Annotated in this window: 22 protein-coding genes; 10 read left to right on the top strand and 12 right to left on the bottom strand. The window is 68.1% G+C overall.

Going from position 1 to position 19994, the window contains the following annotated elements:
• Nucleotides 1–168: a hypothetical protein gene (locus tag H165_RS19575; RefSeq protein WP_017937934.1), complete on the top strand. Its 168-nt coding sequence runs from the start codon at nt 1–3 to the stop codon at nt 166–168.
• Here the strand turns inward: H165_RS19575 and H165_RS0105635 are convergent.
• Nucleotides 156–1094, bottom strand: a complete 939-nt coding sequence (locus H165_RS0105635; RefSeq protein ID WP_017937933.1) for a LysR family transcriptional regulator — start codon at nt 1092–1094, stop codon at nt 156–158. The genes H165_RS19575 and H165_RS0105635 overlap by 13 nt on opposite strands.
• 94 nt (nt 1095–1188) lie before the next feature.
• On the opposite strand from H165_RS0105635, the gene H165_RS0105630 reads away from it, so the two are divergent.
• Genes H165_RS0105630 through H165_RS0105620 form a run of 3 tightly spaced genes read left to right on the top strand, consistent with a single transcriptional unit; the run spans nt 1189 to nt 5159 of the window.
• Nucleotides 1189–3153 carry an alkyl/aryl-sulfatase gene (locus H165_RS0105630; RefSeq protein WP_017937932.1) on the top strand — a complete coding sequence of 655 codons (1965 nt, stop codon included), beginning with the start codon at nt 1189–1191 and terminating at the stop codon, nt 3151–3153.
• A 2-nt stretch (nt 3154–3155) separates the two neighbouring features.
• Nucleotides 3156–4880, top strand: coding sequence for a sulfatase-like hydrolase/transferase (locus H165_RS0105625; RefSeq protein ID WP_017937931.1), 1725 nt, complete (start codon nt 3156–3158; stop codon nt 4878–4880).
• Between the two features lie 36 nt (nt 4881–4916).
• Nucleotides 4917–5159: a DUF1145 domain-containing protein gene (locus tag H165_RS0105620; protein WP_169333511.1), complete on the top strand. Its 243-nt coding sequence runs from the start codon at nt 4917–4919 to the stop codon at nt 5157–5159.
• Nucleotides 5160–5162: 3 nt separating this feature from the next.
• Here H165_RS0105620 and H165_RS0105615 read toward each other — a convergent pair whose 3' ends face one another.
• Nucleotides 5163–6263 carry an enoyl-CoA hydratase/isomerase family protein gene (locus H165_RS0105615; RefSeq protein WP_017937929.1) on the bottom strand — a complete coding sequence of 367 codons (1101 nt, stop codon included), beginning with the start codon at nt 6261–6263 and terminating at the stop codon, nt 5163–5165.
• 185 nt (nt 6264–6448) lie between these two features.
• On the opposite strand from H165_RS0105615, the gene H165_RS0105610 reads away from it, so the two are divergent.
• Nucleotides 6449–7681: a serine hydrolase domain-containing protein gene (locus tag H165_RS0105610; protein WP_017937928.1), complete on the top strand. Its 1233-nt coding sequence runs from the start codon at nt 6449–6451 to the stop codon at nt 7679–7681.
• A 49-nt stretch (nt 7682–7730) separates the two neighbouring features.
• Nucleotides 7731–8426 carry a uracil-DNA glycosylase gene (gene ung / locus H165_RS0105605; RefSeq protein ID WP_017937927.1) on the top strand — a complete coding sequence of 232 codons (696 nt, stop codon included), beginning with the start codon at nt 7731–7733 and terminating at the stop codon, nt 8424–8426.
• Between the two features lie 9 nt (nt 8427–8435).
• Here the strand turns inward: ung and H165_RS0105600 are convergent, their stop codons facing one another.
• From H165_RS0105600 to purM, 5 genes are all read right to left on the bottom strand, one after another.
• Nucleotides 8436–9275, bottom strand: a complete 840-nt coding sequence (locus H165_RS0105600; RefSeq protein WP_017937926.1) for an HDOD domain-containing protein — start codon at nt 9273–9275, stop codon at nt 8436–8438.
• A gap of 22 nt (nt 9276–9297) precedes the next feature.
• On the bottom strand, nt 9298–10239 hold the full coding sequence (gene ygfZ, locus H165_RS0105595; protein ID WP_026146389.1) for a CAF17-like 4Fe-4S cluster assembly/insertion protein YgfZ: 942 nt from the start codon (nt 10237–10239) through the stop codon (nt 9298–9300).
• A 157-nt stretch (nt 10240–10396) separates the two neighbouring features.
• Nucleotides 10397–11110, bottom strand: a complete 714-nt coding sequence (locus H165_RS0105590; protein WP_017937924.1) for a DUF3108 domain-containing protein — start codon at nt 11108–11110, stop codon at nt 10397–10399.
• 8 nt (nt 11111–11118) lie between these two features.
• Entirely contained in the window at nt 11119–11769 is a 651-nt protein-coding gene (purN, locus tag H165_RS0105585; RefSeq protein ID WP_017937923.1) for a phosphoribosylglycinamide formyltransferase, read from the bottom strand.
• Nucleotides 11769–12827 carry a phosphoribosylformylglycinamidine cyclo-ligase gene (purM, locus tag H165_RS0105580; RefSeq protein ID WP_017937922.1) on the bottom strand — a complete coding sequence of 353 codons (1059 nt, stop codon included), beginning with the start codon at nt 12825–12827 and terminating at the stop codon, nt 11769–11771. The genes purN and purM overlap by 1 nt, the downstream gene beginning before the upstream one ends.
• 196 nt (nt 12828–13023) lie before the next feature.
• On the opposite strand from purM, the gene H165_RS0105575 reads away from it, so the two are divergent.
• Nucleotides 13024–14046, top strand: coding sequence for a DUF2066 domain-containing protein (locus H165_RS0105575; RefSeq protein WP_017937921.1), 1023 nt, complete (start codon nt 13024–13026; stop codon nt 14044–14046).
• A 115-nt stretch (nt 14047–14161) separates the two neighbouring features.
• The gene (gene hda / locus H165_RS0105570; RefSeq protein ID WP_026146388.1) at nt 14162–14866 is read left to right on the top strand and encodes a DnaA regulatory inactivator Hda; all 705 of its coding nucleotides are present in this window, start codon (nt 14162–14164) and stop codon (nt 14864–14866) included.
• 63 nt (nt 14867–14929) lie between these two features.
• Here the strand turns inward: hda and H165_RS0105565 are convergent, their stop codons facing one another.
• Genes H165_RS0105565 through arsC form a run of 3 tightly spaced genes read right to left on the bottom strand, consistent with a single transcriptional unit; the run spans nt 14930 to nt 16288 of the window.
• Nucleotides 14930–15340: a DUF2069 domain-containing protein gene (locus tag H165_RS0105565; RefSeq protein ID WP_017937919.1), complete on the bottom strand. Its 411-nt coding sequence runs from the start codon at nt 15338–15340 to the stop codon at nt 14930–14932.
• Nucleotides 15333–15938 (bottom strand): NAD(P)H:quinone oxidoreductase, encoded by a 606-nt coding sequence (gene wrbA, locus H165_RS0105560; RefSeq protein WP_017937918.1) that lies wholly within the window; start codon nt 15936–15938, stop codon nt 15333–15335. The genes H165_RS0105565 and wrbA overlap by 8 nt, the downstream gene beginning before the upstream one ends.
• Nucleotides 15935–16288, bottom strand: a complete 354-nt coding sequence (arsC, locus tag H165_RS0105555) for an arsenate reductase (glutaredoxin) (RefSeq protein WP_017937917.1) — start codon at nt 16286–16288, stop codon at nt 15935–15937. Before arsC ends, wrbA begins: the two co-directional genes overlap by 4 nt.
• 92 nt (nt 16289–16380) lie before the next feature.
• Here arsC and H165_RS0105550 point away from each other — a divergent pair, with 92 nt between their 5' ends.
• A complete protein-coding gene (locus tag H165_RS0105550; RefSeq protein WP_017937916.1) occupies nt 16381–17631 on the top strand; it encodes a YihY family inner membrane protein in 1251 nt (416 codons plus the stop codon).
• Nucleotides 17632–17802: 171 nt separating this feature from the next.
• On the top strand, nt 17803–18006 hold the full coding sequence (locus H165_RS0105545; RefSeq protein WP_017937915.1) for a hypothetical protein: 204 nt from the start codon (nt 17803–17805) through the stop codon (nt 18004–18006).
• Between the two features lie 66 nt (nt 18007–18072).
• Here H165_RS0105545 and H165_RS0105540 read toward each other — a convergent pair whose 3' ends face one another.
• On the bottom strand, nt 18073–18465 hold the full coding sequence (locus tag H165_RS0105540; protein ID WP_017937914.1) for a hypothetical protein: 393 nt from the start codon (nt 18463–18465) through the stop codon (nt 18073–18075).
• 120 nt (nt 18466–18585) lie between these two features.
• A complete protein-coding gene (locus tag H165_RS0105535) occupies nt 18586–19989 on the bottom strand; it encodes a PilZ domain-containing protein (protein WP_017937913.1) in 1404 nt (467 codons plus the stop codon).
• Nucleotides 19990–19994 lie beyond the last annotated feature (5 nt).

Raw genomic sequence — 19994 nt, 5'->3', positions numbered from 1 at the left:
GTGATCAACCTGGCGCTCCCGAACTGGGCTTCGTCGCAGGGGCGCATCAGTGTCAACTTCCGCGACGACTCGCTGCCCTTCGGCGACTACGACAGCTATCTGGCCTATCAGGCGCGCTGCAAGATCAAGCAGCGTCTCGGCCTGGCGCTGGACGCCTACTGTCGCTGATCGACCAGCCAGGCCGGCCAGTGGACGGCCTGGTTGAACTGCTGGTCTTCCTCGCGCAGCGCCTGCACCAGGGCCTGCGCGGCGGGTGACAGGCTGTGCCCGGCACGGCTGACCAGCCCGTAGGCGGCATATTGCGGCGGTGCGTCCGCCACCTGGACCACCGCCAGCCGGCCCGCGCCCACTTCCTCGGCGATCACGTCCCAGGGCGCCAGGCTGATCACGTCGCTCTCGGCCACCAGCGCCTTGAGCACCATGAAGTTGTCGCAGCGGATGCTCAGCGGACGCTCCCGGCCACTGAGCTGGCTGATCGAATGTTCCACCACTTCCGGTAATTGGGTGCCGGCGAAGGCTAGGCTGGCCAGGTCGCGGCCGAGCAGCGGCTGTCGCGCGAGGATCGGGTGCCCCGGGCGGCAGAACAGCACGCCGGGGTAGGGGTAGAGCGGTTCGACGGCGAGCAGCGGATCGCCCTTCAGCTCGCGGACGTCGGCCACGAACAGCTCCAGATGCTCGTCCAGCAGGCGCTGGCGCAGGCTGCGCCAGTCGCTGATGTCCAGTTCGATGCGAATCCGCGGGTGTTCGCTGGCCAGCCGGCCGATGCCGCGCGGCACCAGGCGCGCGGCCGGGTAGGGGCCGGCGCCCATACGCAGCTCGCCCATTTCCAGATTGCCCAGCTGGGCCACCGCGTTGCGCAGCGCGCGGTTGCTGGCGAGCAGGCGCCGTGCATGTTCCTGCACCAGCCGGCCGTGGGCGGTCAGGCTGATGCCGCGGCTGTGCCGATCCACCAGCTTGCAGCCGAGGCTGGCCTCCAGCGCCTGCAGGCTGCGGCTCAGCGCCGGCTGGGTGAGGTTCACGGCTTCGGCGGCACGGGCGAAGTGGCCGTGTTCGGCGATGGCGAGGAAGTGGCGGAGCTGGCGCAGGTCGCTCATGCGTTATATGCATCAAATGTGGGAAAAAGTTGCATTAGATTAATTGTCGAGTTGCGGCTAGAGTCAAGGCAGTCGTTTCGCTGGAGTGTTTGGGATGTCCCGTTCTGCCCTACTCACCCTTGCCCTGCTGATCTCCGCCGCTGCTCAGGCCGCGCCGGCGCCGCGCGATGCCGAGCCGGCCACCCGCGCCGCCCAGCAGCAGGTGCTGCAGAGCCTGCCGTTTGCCGATCAACAGGCGTTCGAGGATGCGCGGCGCGGCTTTATCGCCGCGCTACCGGACGGCGAGGTGCGCAACGAAAAGGGTGAGCTGGCCTGGAGTCTGGCGCCCTACGCCTTCCTGGAAAACGAACAGGCACCCGACACCGTCAACCCAAGCCTGTGGCGACAGGCCCGGCTGAACGCCATCCACGGGCTGTTCCGTGTCACCGACGGCATCTACCAGATCCGCGGCATGGACCTGTCGAACATGACCATCGTCGAGGGCGAGCAGGGGCTGATCGTCATCGACCCGCTGTTCTCCACCGCCACCGCGCGTGCCGGGCTGGAGCTGTACCGCGCGCACCGCCCGGACAAGCCGGTGGTGGCGGTCATCTATACCCACAGCCATATCGATCACTTCGGCGGCGTGAAGGGTGTGGTCAGCGCCGAGCAGGTCGCCAGCGGCGCGGTGCGAATCTACGCGCCGGAAGGCTTCATGCAGCACGCCATCAGCGAGAACGTCATCGCCGGCAACGCCATGGGCCGGCGCGCCACCTATATGTACGGCACCCGCCTGGCGCCGGGTGAGCGTGGCCATGTCGACACCGGCCTGGGCAAGGCGCTGTCGGCCGGCGAGCAGACCCTGATCCCACCGACCGATCTGATCGGCGAGAACGGCGTGCGGCAGATCGGCGGCGTCGACATCGAATTCCACATGGCCAGCGGCAGCGAGGCGCCGGCCGAGTTCATGCTGTACTTCCCGGCGCAGAGGGTGCTGAACACCGCCGAGGTCACCTCCCAGCACCTGCACAACGTCTACACCATCCGCGGCGCCGAGGTGCGCGACGCCAGCCGCTGGTCGCGCTATATCGACGAGGTCCGCGAGCACTTCGGCGAGCGCACCGAGCTGCTGATCGCCCAGCACCACTGGCCGGTCTGGGGTGGCGAGCAGGTGCGCAACTACCTGGCCGTGCAGCGCGACCTCTACAAGTACCTGCACGACCAGACCGTGCGGCTGATGAACCACGGCTACAAACCGGGCGAGATCGCCGAGGCGCTGCAGCTGCCGGCGAGCCTGGCCAATCAGTGGTCGACCCGCGGCTACTACGGCACCCTCAGGCACAACGCCCGCGGCATCTATCAGCGCTATCTGGGTTGGTACGACGGCAACCCGGCCAACCTCGATCCGTTGCCGCCGGCGGAGCAGGCGCGCAAGACCATCGAATACATGGGCGGCATGGAGGCGGTGATCGAGCGCGCCCGTGCCGACTTCGCCCGAGGCGAGTACCGCTGGGTGGCCTCGGTGATGAGCCAGGCGGTGTTCGCCGAGCCGGACAACCGCGCCGCCCGCGAGCTGGCCGCCGATGCCTTCGAGCAACTCGGCTATCAGGCCGAGGCCGGCCCCTGGCGTGGCGCCTACCTGAGCGGCGCCATGGAACTGCGCGAGGGCTCGCCGAAGGGCGCCGAGGCACGCGGTCTGAGCGGCGATCTGCTGCAGGCGCTGGATACCGGCATGTTCTTCGACCTGCTCGGCGTGCGCCTCAACGGCCCGGATGCATCGGGCAAGCACATCGTCCTCAACTGGCGTTTCACGGACACCGGCGAGGACTTCCGGGTGACCCTGCAGAACGGCGCGCTGACCTGGCTGCCGGGCCGGCTCGCCGAGGATGCCGACGCCACCCTCACGCTGAGTCGCGCCACCCTCGACCGCATCCTGCTCAAGCAGACCAGTTTCCCGAAGGAAATGCTGATCGGTGACATCAGCGTCGACGGCAGCCGCCTGAAGGTAGTCGAGCTGCTGCGCCTGATGGACGACTTCAGCCCCGATTTCCCGTTGATCGAACCCCGTCAGGAGGATTAAGGATGAATCGCCGCGAACTGCTCAAGCTGGCCGGCCTGACCACGGCCGGTGCCGCCCTCAGCGGACCGCTGCTCGCCGAGCAGCAGACCGAGGCGCCGGCCGTCCGGCCACGGCGTCGCGGCAAGCCGAACATCCTGCTGATCGTCACCGACCAGGAGCGCAGCTTCCAGGACCTGCCGGACGAACTGCCGCTGCCCGGCCATGAGCAGCTGGTCGCGCAGGGTGTGACCCTGGCCAATTACCACGCCAACACCACGCCCTGTTCGCCGTCGCGCTCGGTGATGTACACCGGGCAGCACACCCAGAAGACGCTGATCGTCGCCAACCACGGCCTGCCGCCGTTCAACGACCTCTCCACGGACCTGCCGACCCTCGGTCACATGCTTCGCGAGCAGGGCTACACCACCGCCTACAAGGGCAAGTGGCACCTCAGCCACGTGCCGGGCGACAGCAACCTCACCTACGGCGTGGTCGAGACCAACGAGAAGGTGCTGGAGCCCTACGGCTTCGGTGATTACAACCTCGGCGGCGACCCGCACGGCAGTCATCTCACGGGCTATCTGTACGACCGCCTGACCGCCAGCGACGCCGCGCGCTGGCTGCACGAGCATCGCGACGACGAGGCGCCCTGGATGCTGGCGGTGAACTTCGTCAACCCGCACGACGTGATGTTCTACAGCGCCAACGCCGAGCAGGAGCGCAGCCGGCTGCGCAGCAACTTCCTCGGCCCGATGTCGCCGGGGCCGATGGGCGGCGTCTACGACCGCTTCTGGGATCTGCCGCTGCCGCGCAGCTTCCATGCCGATGACCTGAGCGACAAACCCTGGGTGCAGCACGCCGACGTGCAGCTCTGCAACGCCTTCTACGGGCGCCTGGCGCCGGAGGACGAGGCGGCCTGGAAGGGGCTGCAGAGCTACTACTTCAACTGCATCCGCGACGTCGACCAGTCCATCCTCCAGGTGCTCGACGCGCTGCGCTCCACCGGCCTGGACGAGGACATCATCGTGGTGCTGACCGCCGATCACGGCGAGATGGCCGGTGCCCACCGGCTGCGCCAGAAGGGCCCGCACATGTACCGGGAGAACACCCGGGTCAACTTCATCGTCCGCCACCCGGACCTGCGCGGCGGCGTGAGCCGCGACGCGCTCGGCTCCTCGGTCGACCTGGTGCCGACCCTGCTGGAGTTCGCCGGCGTGACCCCGGCCCAGCAGCGCGAGCGCTATCCGCAGCGGGCCGGCGTCAGCCTCTGCGAAAGCCTCGGTGGCGCCTCGGGACGCTCCGAGCGCGACCAGCTCGGCCACCTCTTCAACTACGGCGTGGCCATGTACATCGATCCGGAATTCACCGTGCAGGTGATCCGCAATCAGGACCAGGTCACTCCCTGGAGCGTGCTCAGCGAGGCGCTGAAGAACTTCCAGCTCGGCCCGTCGCGGGCCAACCGCGCGCTGTTTCGCGGCGTGCACGACGGCCGCTACAAGTTCGCCCGCTACTTTGCGCCGCACGACCACCACATCCCCGAGGATTTCGAGAACCTGGTCGGTCGCAACGATCTGGAGCTCTACGACACCCACGAGGACCCGGACGAGCTGAACAACTTGGCCAGGGACCCGCAGGCGCACCGCGAGCTGCTGCTGCGGCTGAACGCCCAGACCAACGCCCTGATCCGCAGGGAGATCGGCACCGACGACGGCAGCGAGCACATCGGGCCGACCTTCCTTTACAGCTGACCGAAAGCGGCCAGAGAGCCGCAGGAGATGAAAACCATGCTAGGGACAATCGCCAGAGTTCTGCTGTTGGCGTTCTGGGGGCTGGCACTGGCCAACCTGGTCAGTCCGCTACCGACCCCCTGGGAGGTGACGCTCAACGCGGTGGCCGGCACCACGCTGGTGCTGCACCTGATCGAGCTGGTGGTGTTCAACCGTCTGCTCGCCGCGCAGCCGTCGCCCTGGCAGCATCGCCTGCAGGTGCTGCTGTTCGGGCTGGTGCACCTGCAGAAGCTGCACTGAACCTCAGTTGAGATCGGCCAGCGGGTGCGCACCGTCCCAGGCCGGGATGAAGTGCGCCGCGACCAGCTCGGCCGGTACGCTGTTCACATCGCGGTAGCGCCAGTGGGCGGGGCGCTTCTCGATCAGTCGTGCGCGCACGCCTTCGCTGAATTCGCCGTGCCGGCAGCAGGCCAGACTCATCGCGTATTCCATGCGCAGGTTGTCGGCCAGCGACTGGTGACGGGCGCGGCGCAGCTGTTCCCAGACCAGCCAGGCGGTGAGCACGCTGCCCTTGCGCAGGTTGTCGGCAGCCGCTGCCAGCAGCGGATCGGTGTGGCCTTCCAGGTCGGCCACGGCCTGCCAGGCAGCAGGCAGATCGGGCACATCGAGCAATTCACGCAGCAGCGGCAGATGCGCCGGCCAGGCGGCGGGCGGAGTGGCGTCGGCCGCTTCGGCGGCCAGTCTCTGCAGCTGCGCGTGCAGCTGGTGTAGACCGTCCCGGCGCCAGTCGAGGGCCTGCAGGGCCTCGATCAGCGCCGGTTGCTGATCGCTGCGCAGCAGCCGGTCGGCCAGCCCGAAGGCCAGCGCATCGGCGGCATTCAGCACGCTGGCGGTCAGGCCGAGGAACAGCCCGAGCGGCGCCGGCAGGCGGCTGAGAAAGTGGCTGCCGCCGGCATCCGGGTAGAGACCGATCAGCACCTCCGGCATCGACAGCCGGCTGTCCGGGGTGACGATGCGGACCGAGGCGCCCTGCATCAGGCCCATGCCCCCGCCCATCACATGGCCACGGGCCCAGCAGATCAGCGGCTTGGCGTAGCGGTGGATGAGATGATCCAAACGGTATTCGGCGGCGAAGAAGTCGCGGGCCACCTGCGGGATCTCGCCGGGCTCGCGCTGCGCCTCGACGATCCGGCGCACATCGCCGCCGGCGCAGAAGGCCTTCTCGCCGGCGCCGCGCAGCAGCACGCAGGCGATCTGCGGATCGGCCTGCCAGGCGCGCAGGCGGGCGTCCAGCGCCTCGACCATTTCCAGCGAGAGGGCGTTGAGGTTGCGGGGCGAGTCCAGGGTGGCGAGGCCGAGGCGGCTGCCGTCGGCGCAGGGCAGTTCTTCGAAGATCACGTTCATTCGGTGTATCCGCAGGCTGGCCGGGCAGTGCCCCGGTCGACGATGGCTGCCGGCAGGGTAGCAGGGCTCCGGTGGCCAGGGCACTGGCCGCGCGCGCCAGTGCTGCGCAAGGGGCCGGGGAATGTGTTATCAAGCCTGTTTCGCGCGTCTGCTGCGCCGTTTCCGTGCTGACTCAGGAGAGCCTCATGTCCCGTTCCAACGTCATCGCCGGCCTCGATCAGGGCCGCCTGGCCGCCATCGACCGGCTCCTCGAGCGCGACTACCTGGAGCCGGGTCGTCTGCCCGGCGCCCTGACTCTGGTGGCCCGACGCGGCGAGGTCGCCTGGTGCAGCGCCCTAGGGCTGATGGACGTCGAGCGCAACAAGCCGGTGCAGCGCGACACCCTGTTCCGCATCTATTCGATGACCAAGCCGGTCACCTCGGTGGCCATGCTGCAGCTCTACGAGCAGGGCCGCTTCCTGCTCGACGACCCGGTGCACCGCTATATCCCTGCCTGGAAGAACCAGCGCGTCTACAAGGCCGGCGTCTACCCGAACTTTCTGACCGAGCCGGCGGCGCGGCCGATGACCGTCCGCGACCTGTTCACCCACATGTCCGGCCTGACCTACGGCTTCATGCAGCGCACCAATGTCGACGCCGCCTACCGCACACTCGGCCTGGACGGCAGCGCCGAGCTGACCCTGGACAAGCTGGTCGACGAGTTGGGCCGTCTGCCGCTGGAGTTCTCGCCGGGCACCGCCTGGAACTACTCGGTGGCCACCGACGTGCTCGGCTATCTGGTCCAGGTGCTCTCCGACAAGCCGCTGGACGACTACTTCCGCGAGCACATCTTTGAGCGGCTGGGCATGCGCGACACCGGCTTCCAGGTGCCGGCGGACAAGCTGGAGCGCTTTGCCGCGTGCTACCAGGCGACCGCCGAGGGCGGCTTCAGTCTGCAGGACGATCCGCACGGCTCGCACTTCACCCGCGAGCCGCGCTTCCTCTCCGGCGGTGGCGGACTGGTTTCGACGCTGGACGACTACTTCCGCTTCGCCCAGGCGCTGTGCAACGGCGGCGAGCTGAACGGCCGGCGCATTCTCGGCCGCAAGACCCTGGACTTCATGCGCATGAACCATCTGCCCGGCGGGGCCGAGCTGCCGGCGCTGGCGCAGGGCGGTTCGTTCAGCGAGACGCCATACGAAGGCCAGGGCTTCGGCCTCGGCGTGTCGGTGAAGGTCGACGTGGCGCGCTCGCAGGTCAACGGCTCGGTGGGTGAATACGGCTGGGGCGGCATGGCCGGTACCTTCTTCTTCGTCGACCCGAGCGAACAGCTGGTGATGCTCTTCATGACCCAGCTGATGCCTTCCTCGCTGTATCCGATCCGTCAGCAGCTGCGCGCCATCGCCTACGGTGCGCTGGTCGATCTGCCCGGCGCTTGACGGTTGGACGGTGCGCCTCTAGCGTGCCGGCTTTCACTGGGAGGCGAGGATGAGCGACGACGACCGGATCAGGCTGGAGGCGAGCTGGAAGGCCGCCCTGCGCGACGAGTTCGAGAAGCCCTACATGCGCGAGCTGAGCAGCTTCCTGCGCGCCGAGAAGGCCGCCGGCAAGCTGATCTATCCGCCGGGGCCGCTGATCTTCAATGCGCTGAATTCCACGCCGCTGGATCGCGTGCGCGTGGTGATCATCGGTCAGGACCCCTATCACGGGCCGGGGCAGGCGCACGGGCTGTGCTTCTCGGTGCAGCCGGGCGTGCCGGTGCCGCCGTCGCTGCAGAACATCTACAAGGAACTCAAGCGCGACCTGAACGTCGATCCGCCCAGCCACGGCTACCTGCAGTCCTGGGCGGATCAGGGCGTGCTGCTGCTCAACACCTCGCTGACCGTCGAGGCCGGGCGTGCCGGTTCGCACGCCAAGGCCGGCTGGCAGCCGTTCACGGACCGGATCATTCAGGTGGTGAGCGAGGAACGGCCGAATCTGGTGTTCCTGCTCTGGGGTTCACATGCGCAGAGCAAGTTGCCGCTGATCGATCGCACCCGCCATCTGACGCTGTGTTCGGCGCATCCCTCGCCGCTGTCGGCGCATCGCGGCTTCATCGGCAACGGCCACTTCAGCCACTGCAACCGCTTCCTGACGCAGCACGGGCTGGAGCCGATCGACTGGCGCCTGCCCGAGCTGGCCTGAGCCGGCGAATCAGCCCTGCAGCATGCTCATCGCCGCTTCCATGGCGTCGGAGAGGTCCTCGTCCTCGTCGGTCGGCTGGCTCGGGTCGAGGCCGAGGCGGGCGAAGGCCGAAACCTGGCTCCAGTCGATCTGCGCGTAGGGGTGCTGGGTGCCCAGGTAGCTCTGCAGGGTGGCCACCTGAACGATGTCCACGTAGTCCGCCTTGGCCGAGTCGCGGGCGAAGTCCAGGTGCTGGCTAGGCACCTGCCTGATCTGCTCGGGGAATTCCCAGGCGCTGAGGATGCGGTCGCCGAGGATCGGGTGGATGCGCTCGATCACGTGGTTGAGGCTGATGGAGTCGGCGAGCAGGGCGTCGTTCTCCTCGGCGTAGGTGAGGATCGGCAGCACGCCTATCTGGTGCACCAGGCCGGCGAGGGTCGCCTGGTCGGGCATCAAGCGGGTGTAGTGCTTGCACAGCACGTGGCAGATGCCGGCAATCTCCGTGCTCTTGTTCCACACCTCGCGCATCTTGCGGTCGACCACGTCGCTGGTAGCCTGGAACATCTGTTCCATGGCCAGGCCCACGGCCAGGTTGCAGGTGTAGTTGATGCCCAGCCGGCCGATGGCCGTCTGCAGGTCGGTGATCTCCCGGCTGGTGCGCAGCAGCGGGCTGTTCACCACCTTGATGATGCGCGCGGAGAGCGCGGCGTCGTTGCCGATCACCTTGCTCAGCGCCTGGATGCTGATGTCCGGATCCTCCGCCGCTTCCCGCACGCGCAGGGCGACTTCCGGGAGGGTGGGCAGGACCAGCTCATCGTTCTCGATGGCCTGGATCAGTTCCGCTTGGACTTTCTCGGCAAGCTTGCTCATAGGATTCTCTGTCGGAAATGGATCAGCGCTGGACTTCGCGGTCACGGTCGAGGGTGTAGGGCAGCTCCAGCAGGCTCAGGGCCGGACCTTCGAGGCTGCCGAGGTGGATGCGCCCGTCTGCGGCGGCATCCTCCTGGAGCACGGCGAGCAGTTCGCAGCCCCGTTCGCCGCGGGCGGCCAGCACCACCTCGCCGACGCTGGTGGCGTGCACCGGCGAGAAGAGCTCGCTGGCGGCGGCCGGCAGGGTGTCCCCGGCCAGGGCCAGACGGTACAGGCGACGCTTGAGGCGACCCAGATATTGCATGCGGGCGACGATCTCCTGACCGGTGTAGCAGCCCTTCTTGAAGCTGACGCCACCGACCGCCTGCAGATTGATCATCTGCGGGATGAACAGCTCGCGGGTGGCGCCGAACACCTGACCGACGCCGGCGCGCACCTGAGCCAGCAGCCAGTCGTTCAGCTCGGCTTCGCGCAGCTGCGCGGCCAGACGCTCGCGCAGGCTCGCCGCCTCGGCGGCGGGGGCCCAGAGCTCGGCGCGGCCGTCGCCGAGGCGTACGGCGATCAGCCCGTTGGCGCGGGCCACGGCATCGCCGTTCGCCGGCAGCTGCAGGCCCAGCTCGGCGAGCGGCTGATCAGCGCCGGCCAGGCCGAAGCGCGCCCAGGCGGCGCTTTCGTCGGCGAGGCTGCACTTGGAGAACACCGCGTACTTCCTGAGGTCGGCCAGCTGCGGCTCGACCAGCTCGGCGGCCATCGCCATCAGGTAGCCATCGCCCTCGGGGAGGATGCGGAAGCTCGATACCATGCGGCCCTTGGCGGTGCAGCGCGCGCCCAGGCTGCTCTGGCTGTCGCTCAGGTAGTTGAGGTTGCAGGTGAGCTGGCCCTGCAGGAATTTCCCGGCCTCCGGGCCGCGGACGGCAAGCATGCCCTCGTGGACAAGCGGGCAGAAGAATGCGGAATCGACCATGGGTATTCGCTGGAAGAAAGTTAGGGGCACATCATAAAAGCAGCCGTCAGCTTCGGGCTACCGACTCCCGCCAATAAAGGGCGGCAGAAGCGTTTCGAAGCTTGAGCGACCGGGCAATAAAAAGCCGGGCAGTGCCCGGCTTTCGCTGCGTTTCCGCTCACGAGCGGCCCTTGACCTGGCGGTCGCCCACCGTGCCTTCGAGCAGCATGATCTGGTACTCCTTGCCGTCCTTCTCGACCTGCTGCAGGCGGACCAGCAGGTAGTCCCAGTCCTTGGCGAACCACAGCACAGTCTTGCGGTTGCTCTGGGTCGGGTCGCGCACGCGCTCGACCTTGATGGCGTCGATCAGACCGGCCTTGGTTTCCACCACTTCCTCGCCAAGCACGCGGAAGTCGTAGGTTTCCACCTCGTCGCCGTCGATCACCTGGTAGCTCATGCTCTTCTTGCCGGCGGCGACGTCGTGCTGCAGGGCGATCTGGTAGGTGGACTTGTCGAGCAGGCCTCGGTTCAGCGGCACGCGTACCTGGTTGCCGCGGTCGCTGCCGATCACCTGCTTGGCGCTCCAGTCGAAGTCCAGCTCCACCTGCTTGCTCTTGCCCAGGCCGCTGCGCTTGAAGCGGTAGGTCTGCGGCAGGAAGCTGCCGCTCTCGACCCGGAAGGTGCTCTGCTCGGTCAGCCCGGCGACCAGCATGGAGGCCTCGAAGTCCAGGCTCCAGCGCCCGTCGCTTTCCGCCTTGAGGCTGCGGGTGGCGCTGCCGCCCACCGGAAGCTGCTTCCAGTCGGCGGTGTAGCTGGCGGAGAACGGCTTGAGATTCTGGGCCTGCACCGGCAGGGCGAGTGCGGCAAGGGCGAACAAAAGAACGCGCAGCATAGGGTCTCCTAGATCCGAATCTGATGGCCGCTGGCAGGCAGCGGCTGGCCGTCCAGCATTGCGCCTTGCTCACCGAGTTGCAAGCGTCCGCTGGCGAACCAGCGTACCGCTAGCGGATAGATGCGATGCTCCTGCTCGTGCACGCGCTGCGCCAGACTGTCCGGCGTGTCGCCCGGCTGCACGGGGATCACCGCCTGTACGACCAGAGGACCGCCATCAAGTTCCTCGGTGACGAAGTGCACGCTGCAGCCGTGTTCGGCATCGCCGGCCTCGAGCACCCGCTGATGGGTGTGCAGGCCCTTGTATTTGGGCAGCAGCGAAGGATGGATGTTGAGCAGCCGGCCGCGGTAGTGGCGGACGAAGCCGGGGGTGAGGATGCGCATGAAACCGGCCAACACCACCAGGTCGGGGCGGTAGGCATCGATGCGCTCGATCAGCGCGGCGTCGAAGGCTTCGCGACCGTCGAACGCCTTGTGGTCGAGCACCGTGGCGGGGATGCCGGCGGCCCTAGCGCGCTCCAGACCGTAGGCGTCGGCGCGGTTGGAAATCACTGCGCGGATGCGCGCCGGCGTGTCGCCGGCGCGCATGTCGTCGATCAGGGCTTGCAGATTGCTGCCGGAGCCGGAGATCAACACCACCACATTGCAGGGGGTGGACATCAGTGGGCCTTGAGGTTGTTGAGGACCACTCGTTCGCTGCCTTCCGCCGCAGCGGCTATCTGGCCGATCACCCAGGGCTGCTCGCCGGCCTCGCGCAGCACCGCCAGGGCCTGCTCGGTCTGCTCGCTGGCCACGCAGATGACCATGCCGACGCCGCAGTTCAGCACGCGGTGCATCTCGCGCTCGTCGACGTTGCCCTTCTGCTGCAGCCAGTCGAATACCGCCGGGCGGGTCCAGCTGGCCACGTCGATGACCGCCTGGGTGCCTTCCGGCAGCACGCGTGGGATGTTGTCCAGCAGGCCCCCGCCGGTGATGTGGGCCATGGCCTTCACCGCGCCGGTCGCCTTGATCAGCTTGAGCAGCGGCTTGACGTAGATGCGGGTCGGCGCCATCAGCAGGTCGGCAAGGGGCTTGCCGTCGACCTGCTCCTGCTGGATGTCGGTGCCGGAGACCTCGAGGATCTTGCGGATCAGCGAGTAGCCGTTGGAGTGCGGGCCGGAGGAGGGCAGGGCGATCAGGCTGTCGCCGGCGACCACCTTGGAGCCGTCGATGATCTCGCTCTTCTCCACCACGCCGACGCAGAAGCCGGCCAGGTCGTAGTCCTCGCCCTCGTACATGCCAGGCATCTCGGCGGTCTCCCCGCCGACCAGGGAGCAGCCGGCCAGCTCGCAGCCGGCGCCGATGCCGGCCACCACGGTGGCAGCCACGTCGACGTTCAGCTTGCCGGTGGCGTAGTAGTCGAGGAAGAACAGCGGCTCGGCGCCGCACACCACCAGGTCGTTGACGCACATGGCGACCAGGTCCTGGCCGATGCTGTCGTGCTTGTTGAGATTCAGCGCCAGACGCAGCTTGGTGCCCACGCCGTCGGTGCCGGACACCAGCACCGGCTGTTTGTAACCGGCGGGAATCTCGCAGAGCGCGCCGAAGCCGCCCAGGCCTCCCATGACTTCCGGACGTGCGGTGCGCTTGGCCACGCCCTTGATGCGTTCGACCAGGGCTTCGCCTGCGTCGATATCGACACCGGCGTCCTTGTAGCTGATGGAAGGTTGCTTGCTCATGAATTCAGGGCCTTTGCGGGGTTCTTGAGGGGGACCGCTTGCCGGTCCAGGAAGGCGCGCGATTTTAACAGGCTTGCCGGTCAGCGGCCATCGACCCGGCCATCGGGTCGTCGCGACGGGCCAGATCGGCGGTTGCCGGCCCGGGAGCGCCTGTTTAAGGTATAGGACCTCAGCCGCCCAGCCCTGCGAGAGCTCCATGCGCATCCTTGTCCGCCTGTTCGTCCTCTGTCTGGCCCTGTCCGCCGCACCGTCCTTCGCCGCCGTGGTGGCCAATCTCTATCAGGTGCGCGAACCGGTCGCCAGTCAGACTCCCGAGGAGCGCGATGCCGCCTTGGTGCGGGCCTTCGACACCCTGGTGCAGCGCCTGACCGGCGATGCCGGTGCGGCGCAGAGCCAGGCCCTGGCAGGGCTGCGCGCCGAGCCCCAGCAGGTGATCAGCCAGTATGGTTACGAAGGACAGGAGATCGTCGTCGATTTCGACCCGGCGACCACCGAGCGCAGCCTGCGTCAGGCCGGCCTGGCCCTGTGGGGCGCCAACCGCCCGGCGATCCTCGCTTGGTGGCTGAACAACTCCCTGGAAGGCAGCAGCCTGGTCGGCGACGGCCAGCCCAGCGCCGATCCGCTGCAGCGTGCCGCCCAGCGCCGCGGTCTGCCGCTGCGCCTGCCGCTGGCCGATCTCGGCGAGCAATTGCTGGGCACCTCGGACAACCTCACCGCCAGTCAGCCGGACGCTAGCCTGCTGGAGTCCGTCGAGCGCTACGGCGCCGACGCTCTGCTGGCGGTGGACGCCCAAGAGCAGGACGGCCAGTGGCAGGCCAGCTGGCAGCTGTGGCTGGGTGACAGCCGCGAGCAGGGAACGGTCAAGGCCGGCGACGAGCAGGGCCTGGCCGATGCGGTGATGCTGGCGGTCGGTGAGCGCCTGGCGCCGCGCTTCGCCGCCTCGCCGAGCGCCGCTAGCCACCTGACCCTGCAGGTGCAGGGCGCCGACCTGGCCCGCTACGCCGAACTGTCTCGCCTGCTGGAGCCCTTCGATGCGCACCTGCAACTGGTGGAGGGCGACACCCTGGTGTTCCGGGTCAACGCCAGCCCCGAGCAGCTGCGTGCCCAGCTGTCCCTGGCACGTCTCGAGGAAATGCCCGCGCCCCAGGACGAGCCAGGCGTGGCGCAGCCGGCGCCGGCTCTGGTGCCGCGCGGCGACCGTCTGTACTTCCACTGGTGAGCCGCTCCAGAACAGATCGCGCGGTCTTTCGGGGCTGCGCCAGGTCGCTGATTTCTATACACTTTCTGCCTTTCGTGAACTCTCGTGGCGCCGCCTCGGCGCCGTCCGGTCCGGCATGAAACCTATCCAGCTGCCTCTCGGCGTGCGTCTGCGCGACGACGCCACCTTTGCCAACTACTACCCCGGCGCCAACGCCGCCGCGCTTGGCTACGTCGAACGGCTCTGCGAGGCCGACGCGGGCTGGACGGAAAGCCTGATCTATCTGTGGGGCAGCGAGGGCGTCGGACGCAGCCACCTGCTGCAGGCCGCTTGCCTGCGCTTCGATCAGCTCGGCGAGCAGGCGGTCTACCTGCCGCTCGGTGAAGTGGTCGAGCACGGCCCGGAGCTGCTGGACAACCTCGAGGACTTCGAGCTGGTCTGTCTGGACGATCTGGACGCGGTGGTCGGCCGCGACGACTGGGAGGAGGCGCTGTTTCACCTGTTCAACCGCCTGCGCGACAGCGGCCGGCGTTTGCTGCTGGCGGCCACCGCCTCGCCGCGCGAGCTGGGGGTGGGGCTGCCGGATCTGCAGTCGCGCCTGTCCCTGGCCCTGGTGTTCCAGCTCCAGCCGCTGTCCGACGAGGACAAGCTACGCGCCCTGCAGCTGCGCGCCTCGCGCCGCGGTCTGCACCTCACCGACGAGGTAGGGCGCTTCATCCTCACCCGCGGGGCGCGGAGCATGAGCGCGCTGTTCGAGCTGCTCGACCGCCTTGATCAGGCCTCGCTGCAGGCCCAGCGCAAGCTGACCATACCCTTCCTCAAGGAAGTGCTGGGTTGGTAGACGGCTCCAGAGATTGTGGAGGGAGGCTCCCGCTGTGCCGGCCGGCGCAGCGGGAACCGGGGATCAGGCCTCGCCTGCCAGCCTGCGGTCGTGCTGGAAGCGCCAGCGCACGTAGAGCAGGGCGCAACAGAACAGGGCGAAGCTGAGCAGCGCCTCGCTCCAGCCGAGCAGGGCGCGCTGCGGATCCAGCGCGGCCAGCACCCCCTTGATGAAGTAGAGGTTGACCACGAAGCACAGCCAGGCGTGGGCCCGCGCGCTGCCCGGCAGCAGCCCCGGGGCGAGGATCAGCAGCGGCACCAGCTCGATCAGCAGCACCACCCAGGTGCGCGCGCCGTGCAGGTCGGCGAAGGCCAGGTTCCACACCAGCAGAAGCAGTAGCAGGGCCAGGTAGAGGGCCAGGCTCAGCCCGCGGGTCAGGCGCAGGCGGGGCTTCAGCCAGTCCAGGGACGGCAGCGGTTTGTTCTTCCTAGCCACGGCCACGCTCCAGTTGCAGGGCGGTCTGCGCCAGACGCTGGCCGAGGGCGCGGCATAGGGCGATCTCGTGTTCGTCCAGCGGCCGCTTGCCGTCGGCTCCCGCGTAGTGGCTGGGGCCGTAGGGGGTGCCGCCGCCCTGGGTTTCCAGCAGAGCGGCCTCGCTGTAGGGCAGGCCGGTGACCAGCATGCCGTGGTGCAGCAGGGGCAGCAGCATGGTCAGCAGGGTGGTCTCCTGGCCGCCGTGTAGGCTGGAGGTGGTGGTGAAGGCGCCGGCCGGCTTGCCGACCAGCTCGCCGGTCAGCCACAGGCTGCTGGTGCTGTCGATGAAGTACTTGAGCGGCGCGGCCATGTTGCCAAAGCGGGTCGGGCAGCCCAGGGCCAGCCCCGAGCAGTGCCTGAGATCGTCGAGAGTGGCGTAGATCGCGCCTTCCGCGGGGATCGCCGGGGCCACTGCCTCGCATTCGGTGGACACCGGCGGCACGGTACGCAGGCGTGCTTCCAGGCCGGCCATCTCCACGCCGCGGGCGACCTGGCGGGCCATCTCCGCGGTCTTGCCGTGGCGGCTGTAGTAGAGCACCAGGATGTAGGGGCTGCTCATGCCAGAAGCTCCAGCACCTTCTCCGGCGGCCGGCCGATCACCGCCCTGTCGCCGGCGACCAGGATCGGCCGCTCGATCAGTCTGGGATGGGCAGCCATGGCCTCGATCAGCTGCTCCTCGCCGAGGCCGGGATCGGCCAGGCCCAGGCTTTGGTATTCCTCCTCGCCGGTACGCAGCAGCTGGCGGGCCGGGATGCCCAGCTTGCGCAATAGCTCGCGCAATTCGGCGGCGGAGGGTGGGGTCTCCAGATAACGCACGATGGTCGGCTGCAGGCCTCGGGCCTCGAGCAGCTCCAGGGCGCCGCGGGATTTCGAGCAACGTGGGTTGTGATAAAGGGTCAAATCGGTCATTGCGAGTCGCATCCGCTGAGGGGTGGCGGCTATTCTAACCGCGTCGCCGCGGCTGTCGGCTATTGGGTGGCGACTTCGACTAGGGAGAGCGCATGCGTCAGCGTTTCGAAAACACGGTGGAGTTCTGGCGGTTCCTCTGGCAGCGCTTTCTTGATGATCGGGCGCCGGACAGCGCGGCGGCGCTGACCTACACCACCCTGTTCGCGGTGGTACCGATGATGACCGTGACCTTCGCCATGCTCTCGGCCATCCCCGCCTTCCAGGGCGTTGGCGAGCAAATCCAGAGCTTCATCCTGCGCAACTTCCTGCCCGCCACCGGGGAGACGGTGCGCGAGTATCTGGTCAGCTTCACCCTGCAGGCGCGCCAGCTCACCTGGATCGGCGTGCTCTTCCTGGCGATCACCGCCTTCACCATGCTGGTCACCGTGGAGAAGGCTTTCAACACCATCTGGCGGGTGCGCCAGCCGCGCCGCGGGGCGTCCAGCTTCCTGCTCTATTGGGCGATCCTCAGCCTCGGTCCGCTGCTGCTCGGCGCCGGCTTCCTGGTCAGCACCTACATTACCTCGCTGTCGCTGATCTCCGGCCCGGACGCGGTGATCGGCGCCAAGACGCTGCTGCGCTTCATGCCGCTGCTGTCCAGCGTGGCGGCCTTCACCCTGATCTACGCCACCGTGCCCAACACCCGGGTGCCGATCAGGCACGCGCTGGTTGGCGGCACCTTGGCGGCGGTGCTGTTCGAGCTGGCGAAGATGCTGTTCGGCCTCTACGTGCGGCTGTTTCCCAGCTACCAACTGATCTACGGGGCCTTCGCCACGGTACCGCTGTTCCTGCTGTGGATCTACCTGTCCTGGCTGATCGTGCTGTTCGGCGCCGAGCTGGTCTGCAACCTGTCCAACCCACCGGTCTGGCGGCGCCGCAGCCTGCCGCGCCTGCTGGCCCTGCTCGGCGTGCTGCGGGTGTTCCACGACAGCCAGAGGCAGGGCGAGACGGTGACCCTGCGCGACATGCGCCGCCAGGGCTGGCTGCTGCCGGAGGACGAATGGGACGAGCTGACCGGCTTCCTCGAGCAGGAGCAACTGATCTGCCGGGTCAGTGGCGGCTGGGTGCTGTGCCGCGACCTGGCTCACTACAGCATGCATCGTCTGCTCAGTCACGCCCCCTGGCCGCTGCCGCGCCCCGAGCAGTTGCCGGAGTCCCTCGACGAGCCCTGGTATCCGGTGCTGCGCCAGACACTGGAGCAATTCCAGCTGCAGCAGCAGGCGCTGTTCGGCGCCAGCCTGGCCGACTGGCTGCAGAGTCGGGACGTACGACCGGCGCTGGAAGGATCCTCTGGCGGCAGGTGACGAAAAACGTCAGTTTGCGGCCAATGTCGCACTTTTAGCAGGGGCTTTTTGCTTGTCCGCATCCGCCCGGCCGCGCACGGGCCTGTCTGCCACGCCCTTGCCTGCCCCTCCATCCCGCACTGGCACGTTTCTGGCTTGGGCAAGGCGCATCCATCCACTGGGACAGGCGAGATGAGCGGTTCGCGCGACAGGGTGATCTTTTTGCGGGACAGGGATCCCGAGGGAGCACTGGAGAACCTGAATCGCGTGACCGGCCTGCGTTTTGCGCGGTGGCCCGAATCCCTGGTGGAGGCGGGCGCCGTGTCCGGGATGGATGATATGGGGAGGGAAACGCGCGACGACTCGCTCGACACGCGCGAAGCGGTAAGAAGGTGAGGGCCGCCGGCGTCCCGTCATGGCGGGATGGGATGCCGGTGCCCCCTTCACTTCATCTCCTGACGCTCAGGCGAGCGCACGTCGCTCCTCGTCGGCGGGTTGTTCCACGGCCTGCACGAAGAGTTCCTCGACGATCAGGTTGCGCACTGCCACCGCGGCGCGCAGCACCACCTGCATGTCCCTGAGCTTCTGACGCACCGGCAGGCGGGCGACGCCGGACAGCAGGATCTTGTGATGGGCGTTGACCCTGCCGTGGTCGAGGACCACCTCACGGTGCGTCTCGCCGTCCAGATAGCGGACCAGCAGCGATACCGGCAGGTCGGCCAGCCCTGGCAGGTGCAGCCAGGTAGCGACGTTGTATTCGGCGACTCGGCCCTCGTAGGGCGTGAGGATCGGGCTGGCGCTGTCGCTGATGCGCGCCGGCACGTTGCCGATCAGCTTGTCGTGGGCTTGGGTCATTGCGGCTCCCGGGCAGATTGCGTCGGCTCCATGAACTGGCCGGGGATTATAGGCACGGGCCTGGCGCGCGAACTGTGGACTCGGCCGCCGCTACGCGTGACCGGTCTCGCAGTTTGCGGTTCAGGCCAGCTTCAGCGGGTAGCGGGTTACCAGCGGGGTGGACAGGTTGGCGCTGCTCAGCGGCACTATGGCCTGATTGTGGGCGTTGAGCATCTGCAGCCAGAGATTCTCGCCATCCACGAACTTGCCCTGTGGCAGCCACAGGCCGTGGTGCCAGTCACCGCCAGGGGCCGGGGTGCTCTGCAGGATGCCGGCGTGGGTCGGCGCATTGGGCGCGCGGCGCAGCCAGACCGGGCGGGCCAGGCCCTTCATGTAGCGAATGCCCAGGTGCAGGCCGGCCTCGTTGATGTGCCGCCAGCGGATCACCGCCAGCACCGGCGTGGCGTTGCCGAGCAGGAGTAGCAGTTGGCCCACCGGCAGTCGCTCGGCCTGGCCGACGCTGCACAGCAGGCGCGCGCCGCCGGGGCTGACGTCGAGCACCTGGGCGTGGCTGTGGCCGGGGTGCTGGTCGAGCAGCTGGGCGTGGATGTCGGCCAGGCCGATCACCAGCAGGTACTCGCCGTACTGGTCGGTGCGCTCGTGGCGGCGCTGCTGGCGGTGCAGCCAGTGCTGGCGCACCCGTTCGAGCAGCTGGAATTCCTGCGGGGTCTGCAGCGGCGCCGGGTCGTGCAGGGCGATCAGCAGCGGGCCCAGCTCGAAGCGCCGCAGCACCTCGTCCGCGCCATCCGGCTGGCGGTCCAGAGGCACGAAGGGCTGAGCCTTGGCAAGGTCCACCGTGGGGCCTTCGTCGATGCCTTCCTCGTCCCAGGAGCACAGGCGGGCCAGTCCGGCCAGTGGCGCCAGGGCACGGAACAGCAGGAGGGCCTCGCCCTCGGCCAGGTGGAAGGGGTTGCTCAGGGCGAGCAGCAGTATCTGCTGGTAGAGACCGCGCAGGGTGGCGGCGGCCTGCGGCTGGAAGGGCGCGGCGATCGGTTCGTCCAGACACTCCTGGCGCTCGCCGATCCAGTACAGCAGGTGGCTGTCGCGCCACAGGCCGGCCGGCGGCTCCTGATAGAGCTGGTAGTGGCGCAGCAGGGTCTGCGCCAGAAAGTGTTGGGCCATGTACAGGCACCAGGCCAGGTGCGGGCGGGACGGGTGCTTGCTCTGCAGGATCTGCAGCAGCAGGCGCTTGAAGCCCGCGGCCAGCTCCGCGCAGAGGCGCACCTCGAGCGACGACGGCGCGGCCTGGCTGGCGTGCCTGGCGTAGTGCAGGTATTCCTCGGTGAAGCTTTGCAGCGCCCGTTGCCTTTCGAGTAAGGTCATGGCACTGCGGTTCAGGCTGAACAGCAGGCTCAGGGCCTGTTGCAGGCCGTGTTCATGGGGTTGCCTGCGGGCATCGGCGAGGCGCTGGTGCAGATCGGCAAGCGATTCCACTCCCTCTTCGCGGATGTCCGGCACTTCCAGGCGCAAGGCATCCAGTGTCATATCAA

Source organism: Pseudomonas thermotolerans DSM 14292 (assembly GCF_000364625.1).
In the GTDB taxonomy this organism is placed as follows: Bacteria; Pseudomonadota; Gammaproteobacteria; order Pseudomonadales; family Pseudomonadaceae; genus Aquipseudomonas; species Aquipseudomonas thermotolerans.
Note: the sequence above shows the minus strand (reverse complement) of the source record. Positions and strands in the feature narration are given on the sequence as shown.

Excerpts from the sequence above, each read along its gene's own strand:
- H165_RS0105635 (WP_017937933.1), bottom strand. The coding sequence starts at position 1,094 with ATGAGCGACCTGCGCCAGCTCCGCCACTTCCTCGCCATCGCCGAACAC.
- H165_RS0105630 (WP_017937932.1), top strand. The coding sequence starts at position 1,189 with ATGTCCCGTTCTGCCCTACTCACCCTTGCCCTGCTGATCTCCGCCGCT.
- H165_RS0105625 (WP_017937931.1), top strand. The coding sequence starts at position 3,156 with ATGAATCGCCGCGAACTGCTCAAGCTGGCCGGCCTGACCACGGCCGGT.
- H165_RS0105620 (WP_169333511.1), top strand. The coding sequence starts at position 4,917 with ATGCTAGGGACAATCGCCAGAGTTCTGCTGTTGGCGTTCTGGGGGCTG.
- H165_RS0105615 (WP_017937929.1), bottom strand. The coding sequence starts at position 6,263 with ATGAACGTGATCTTCGAAGAACTGCCCTGCGCCGACGGCAGCCGCCTC.
- H165_RS0105610 (WP_017937928.1), top strand. The coding sequence starts at position 6,449 with ATGTCCCGTTCCAACGTCATCGCCGGCCTCGATCAGGGCCGCCTGGCC.
- ung (WP_017937927.1), top strand. The coding sequence starts at position 7,731 with ATGAGCGACGACGACCGGATCAGGCTGGAGGCGAGCTGGAAGGCCGCC.
- H165_RS0105600 (WP_017937926.1), bottom strand. The coding sequence starts at position 9,275 with ATGAGCAAGCTTGCCGAGAAAGTCCAAGCGGAACTGATCCAGGCCATC.
- ygfZ (WP_026146389.1), bottom strand. The coding sequence starts at position 10,239 with ATGGTCGATTCCGCATTCTTCTGCCCGCTTGTCCACGAGGGCATGCTT.
- H165_RS0105590 (WP_017937924.1), bottom strand. The coding sequence starts at position 11,110 with ATGCTGCGCGTTCTTTTGTTCGCCCTTGCCGCACTCGCCCTGCCGGTG.
- purN (WP_017937923.1), bottom strand. The coding sequence starts at position 11,769 with ATGTCCACCCCCTGCAATGTGGTGGTGTTGATCTCCGGCTCCGGCAGC.
- purM (WP_017937922.1), bottom strand. The coding sequence starts at position 12,827 with ATGAGCAAGCAACCTTCCATCAGCTACAAGGACGCCGGTGTCGATATC.
- H165_RS0105575 (WP_017937921.1), top strand. The coding sequence starts at position 13,024 with ATGCGCATCCTTGTCCGCCTGTTCGTCCTCTGTCTGGCCCTGTCCGCC.
- hda (WP_026146388.1), top strand. The coding sequence starts at position 14,162 with ATGAAACCTATCCAGCTGCCTCTCGGCGTGCGTCTGCGCGACGACGCC.
- wrbA (WP_017937918.1), bottom strand. The coding sequence starts at position 15,938 with ATGAGCAGCCCCTACATCCTGGTGCTCTACTACAGCCGCCACGGCAAG.
- arsC (WP_017937917.1), bottom strand. The coding sequence starts at position 16,288 with ATGACCGATTTGACCCTTTATCACAACCCACGTTGCTCGAAATCCCGC.
- H165_RS0105550 (WP_017937916.1), top strand. The coding sequence starts at position 16,381 with ATGCGTCAGCGTTTCGAAAACACGGTGGAGTTCTGGCGGTTCCTCTGG.
- H165_RS0105545 (WP_017937915.1), top strand. The coding sequence starts at position 17,803 with ATGAGCGGTTCGCGCGACAGGGTGATCTTTTTGCGGGACAGGGATCCC.
- H165_RS0105540 (WP_017937914.1), bottom strand. The coding sequence starts at position 18,465 with ATGACCCAAGCCCACGACAAGCTGATCGGCAACGTGCCGGCGCGCATC.
- H165_RS0105535 (WP_017937913.1), bottom strand. The coding sequence starts at position 19,989 with ATGACACTGGATGCCTTGCGCCTGGAAGTGCCGGACATCCGCGAAGAG.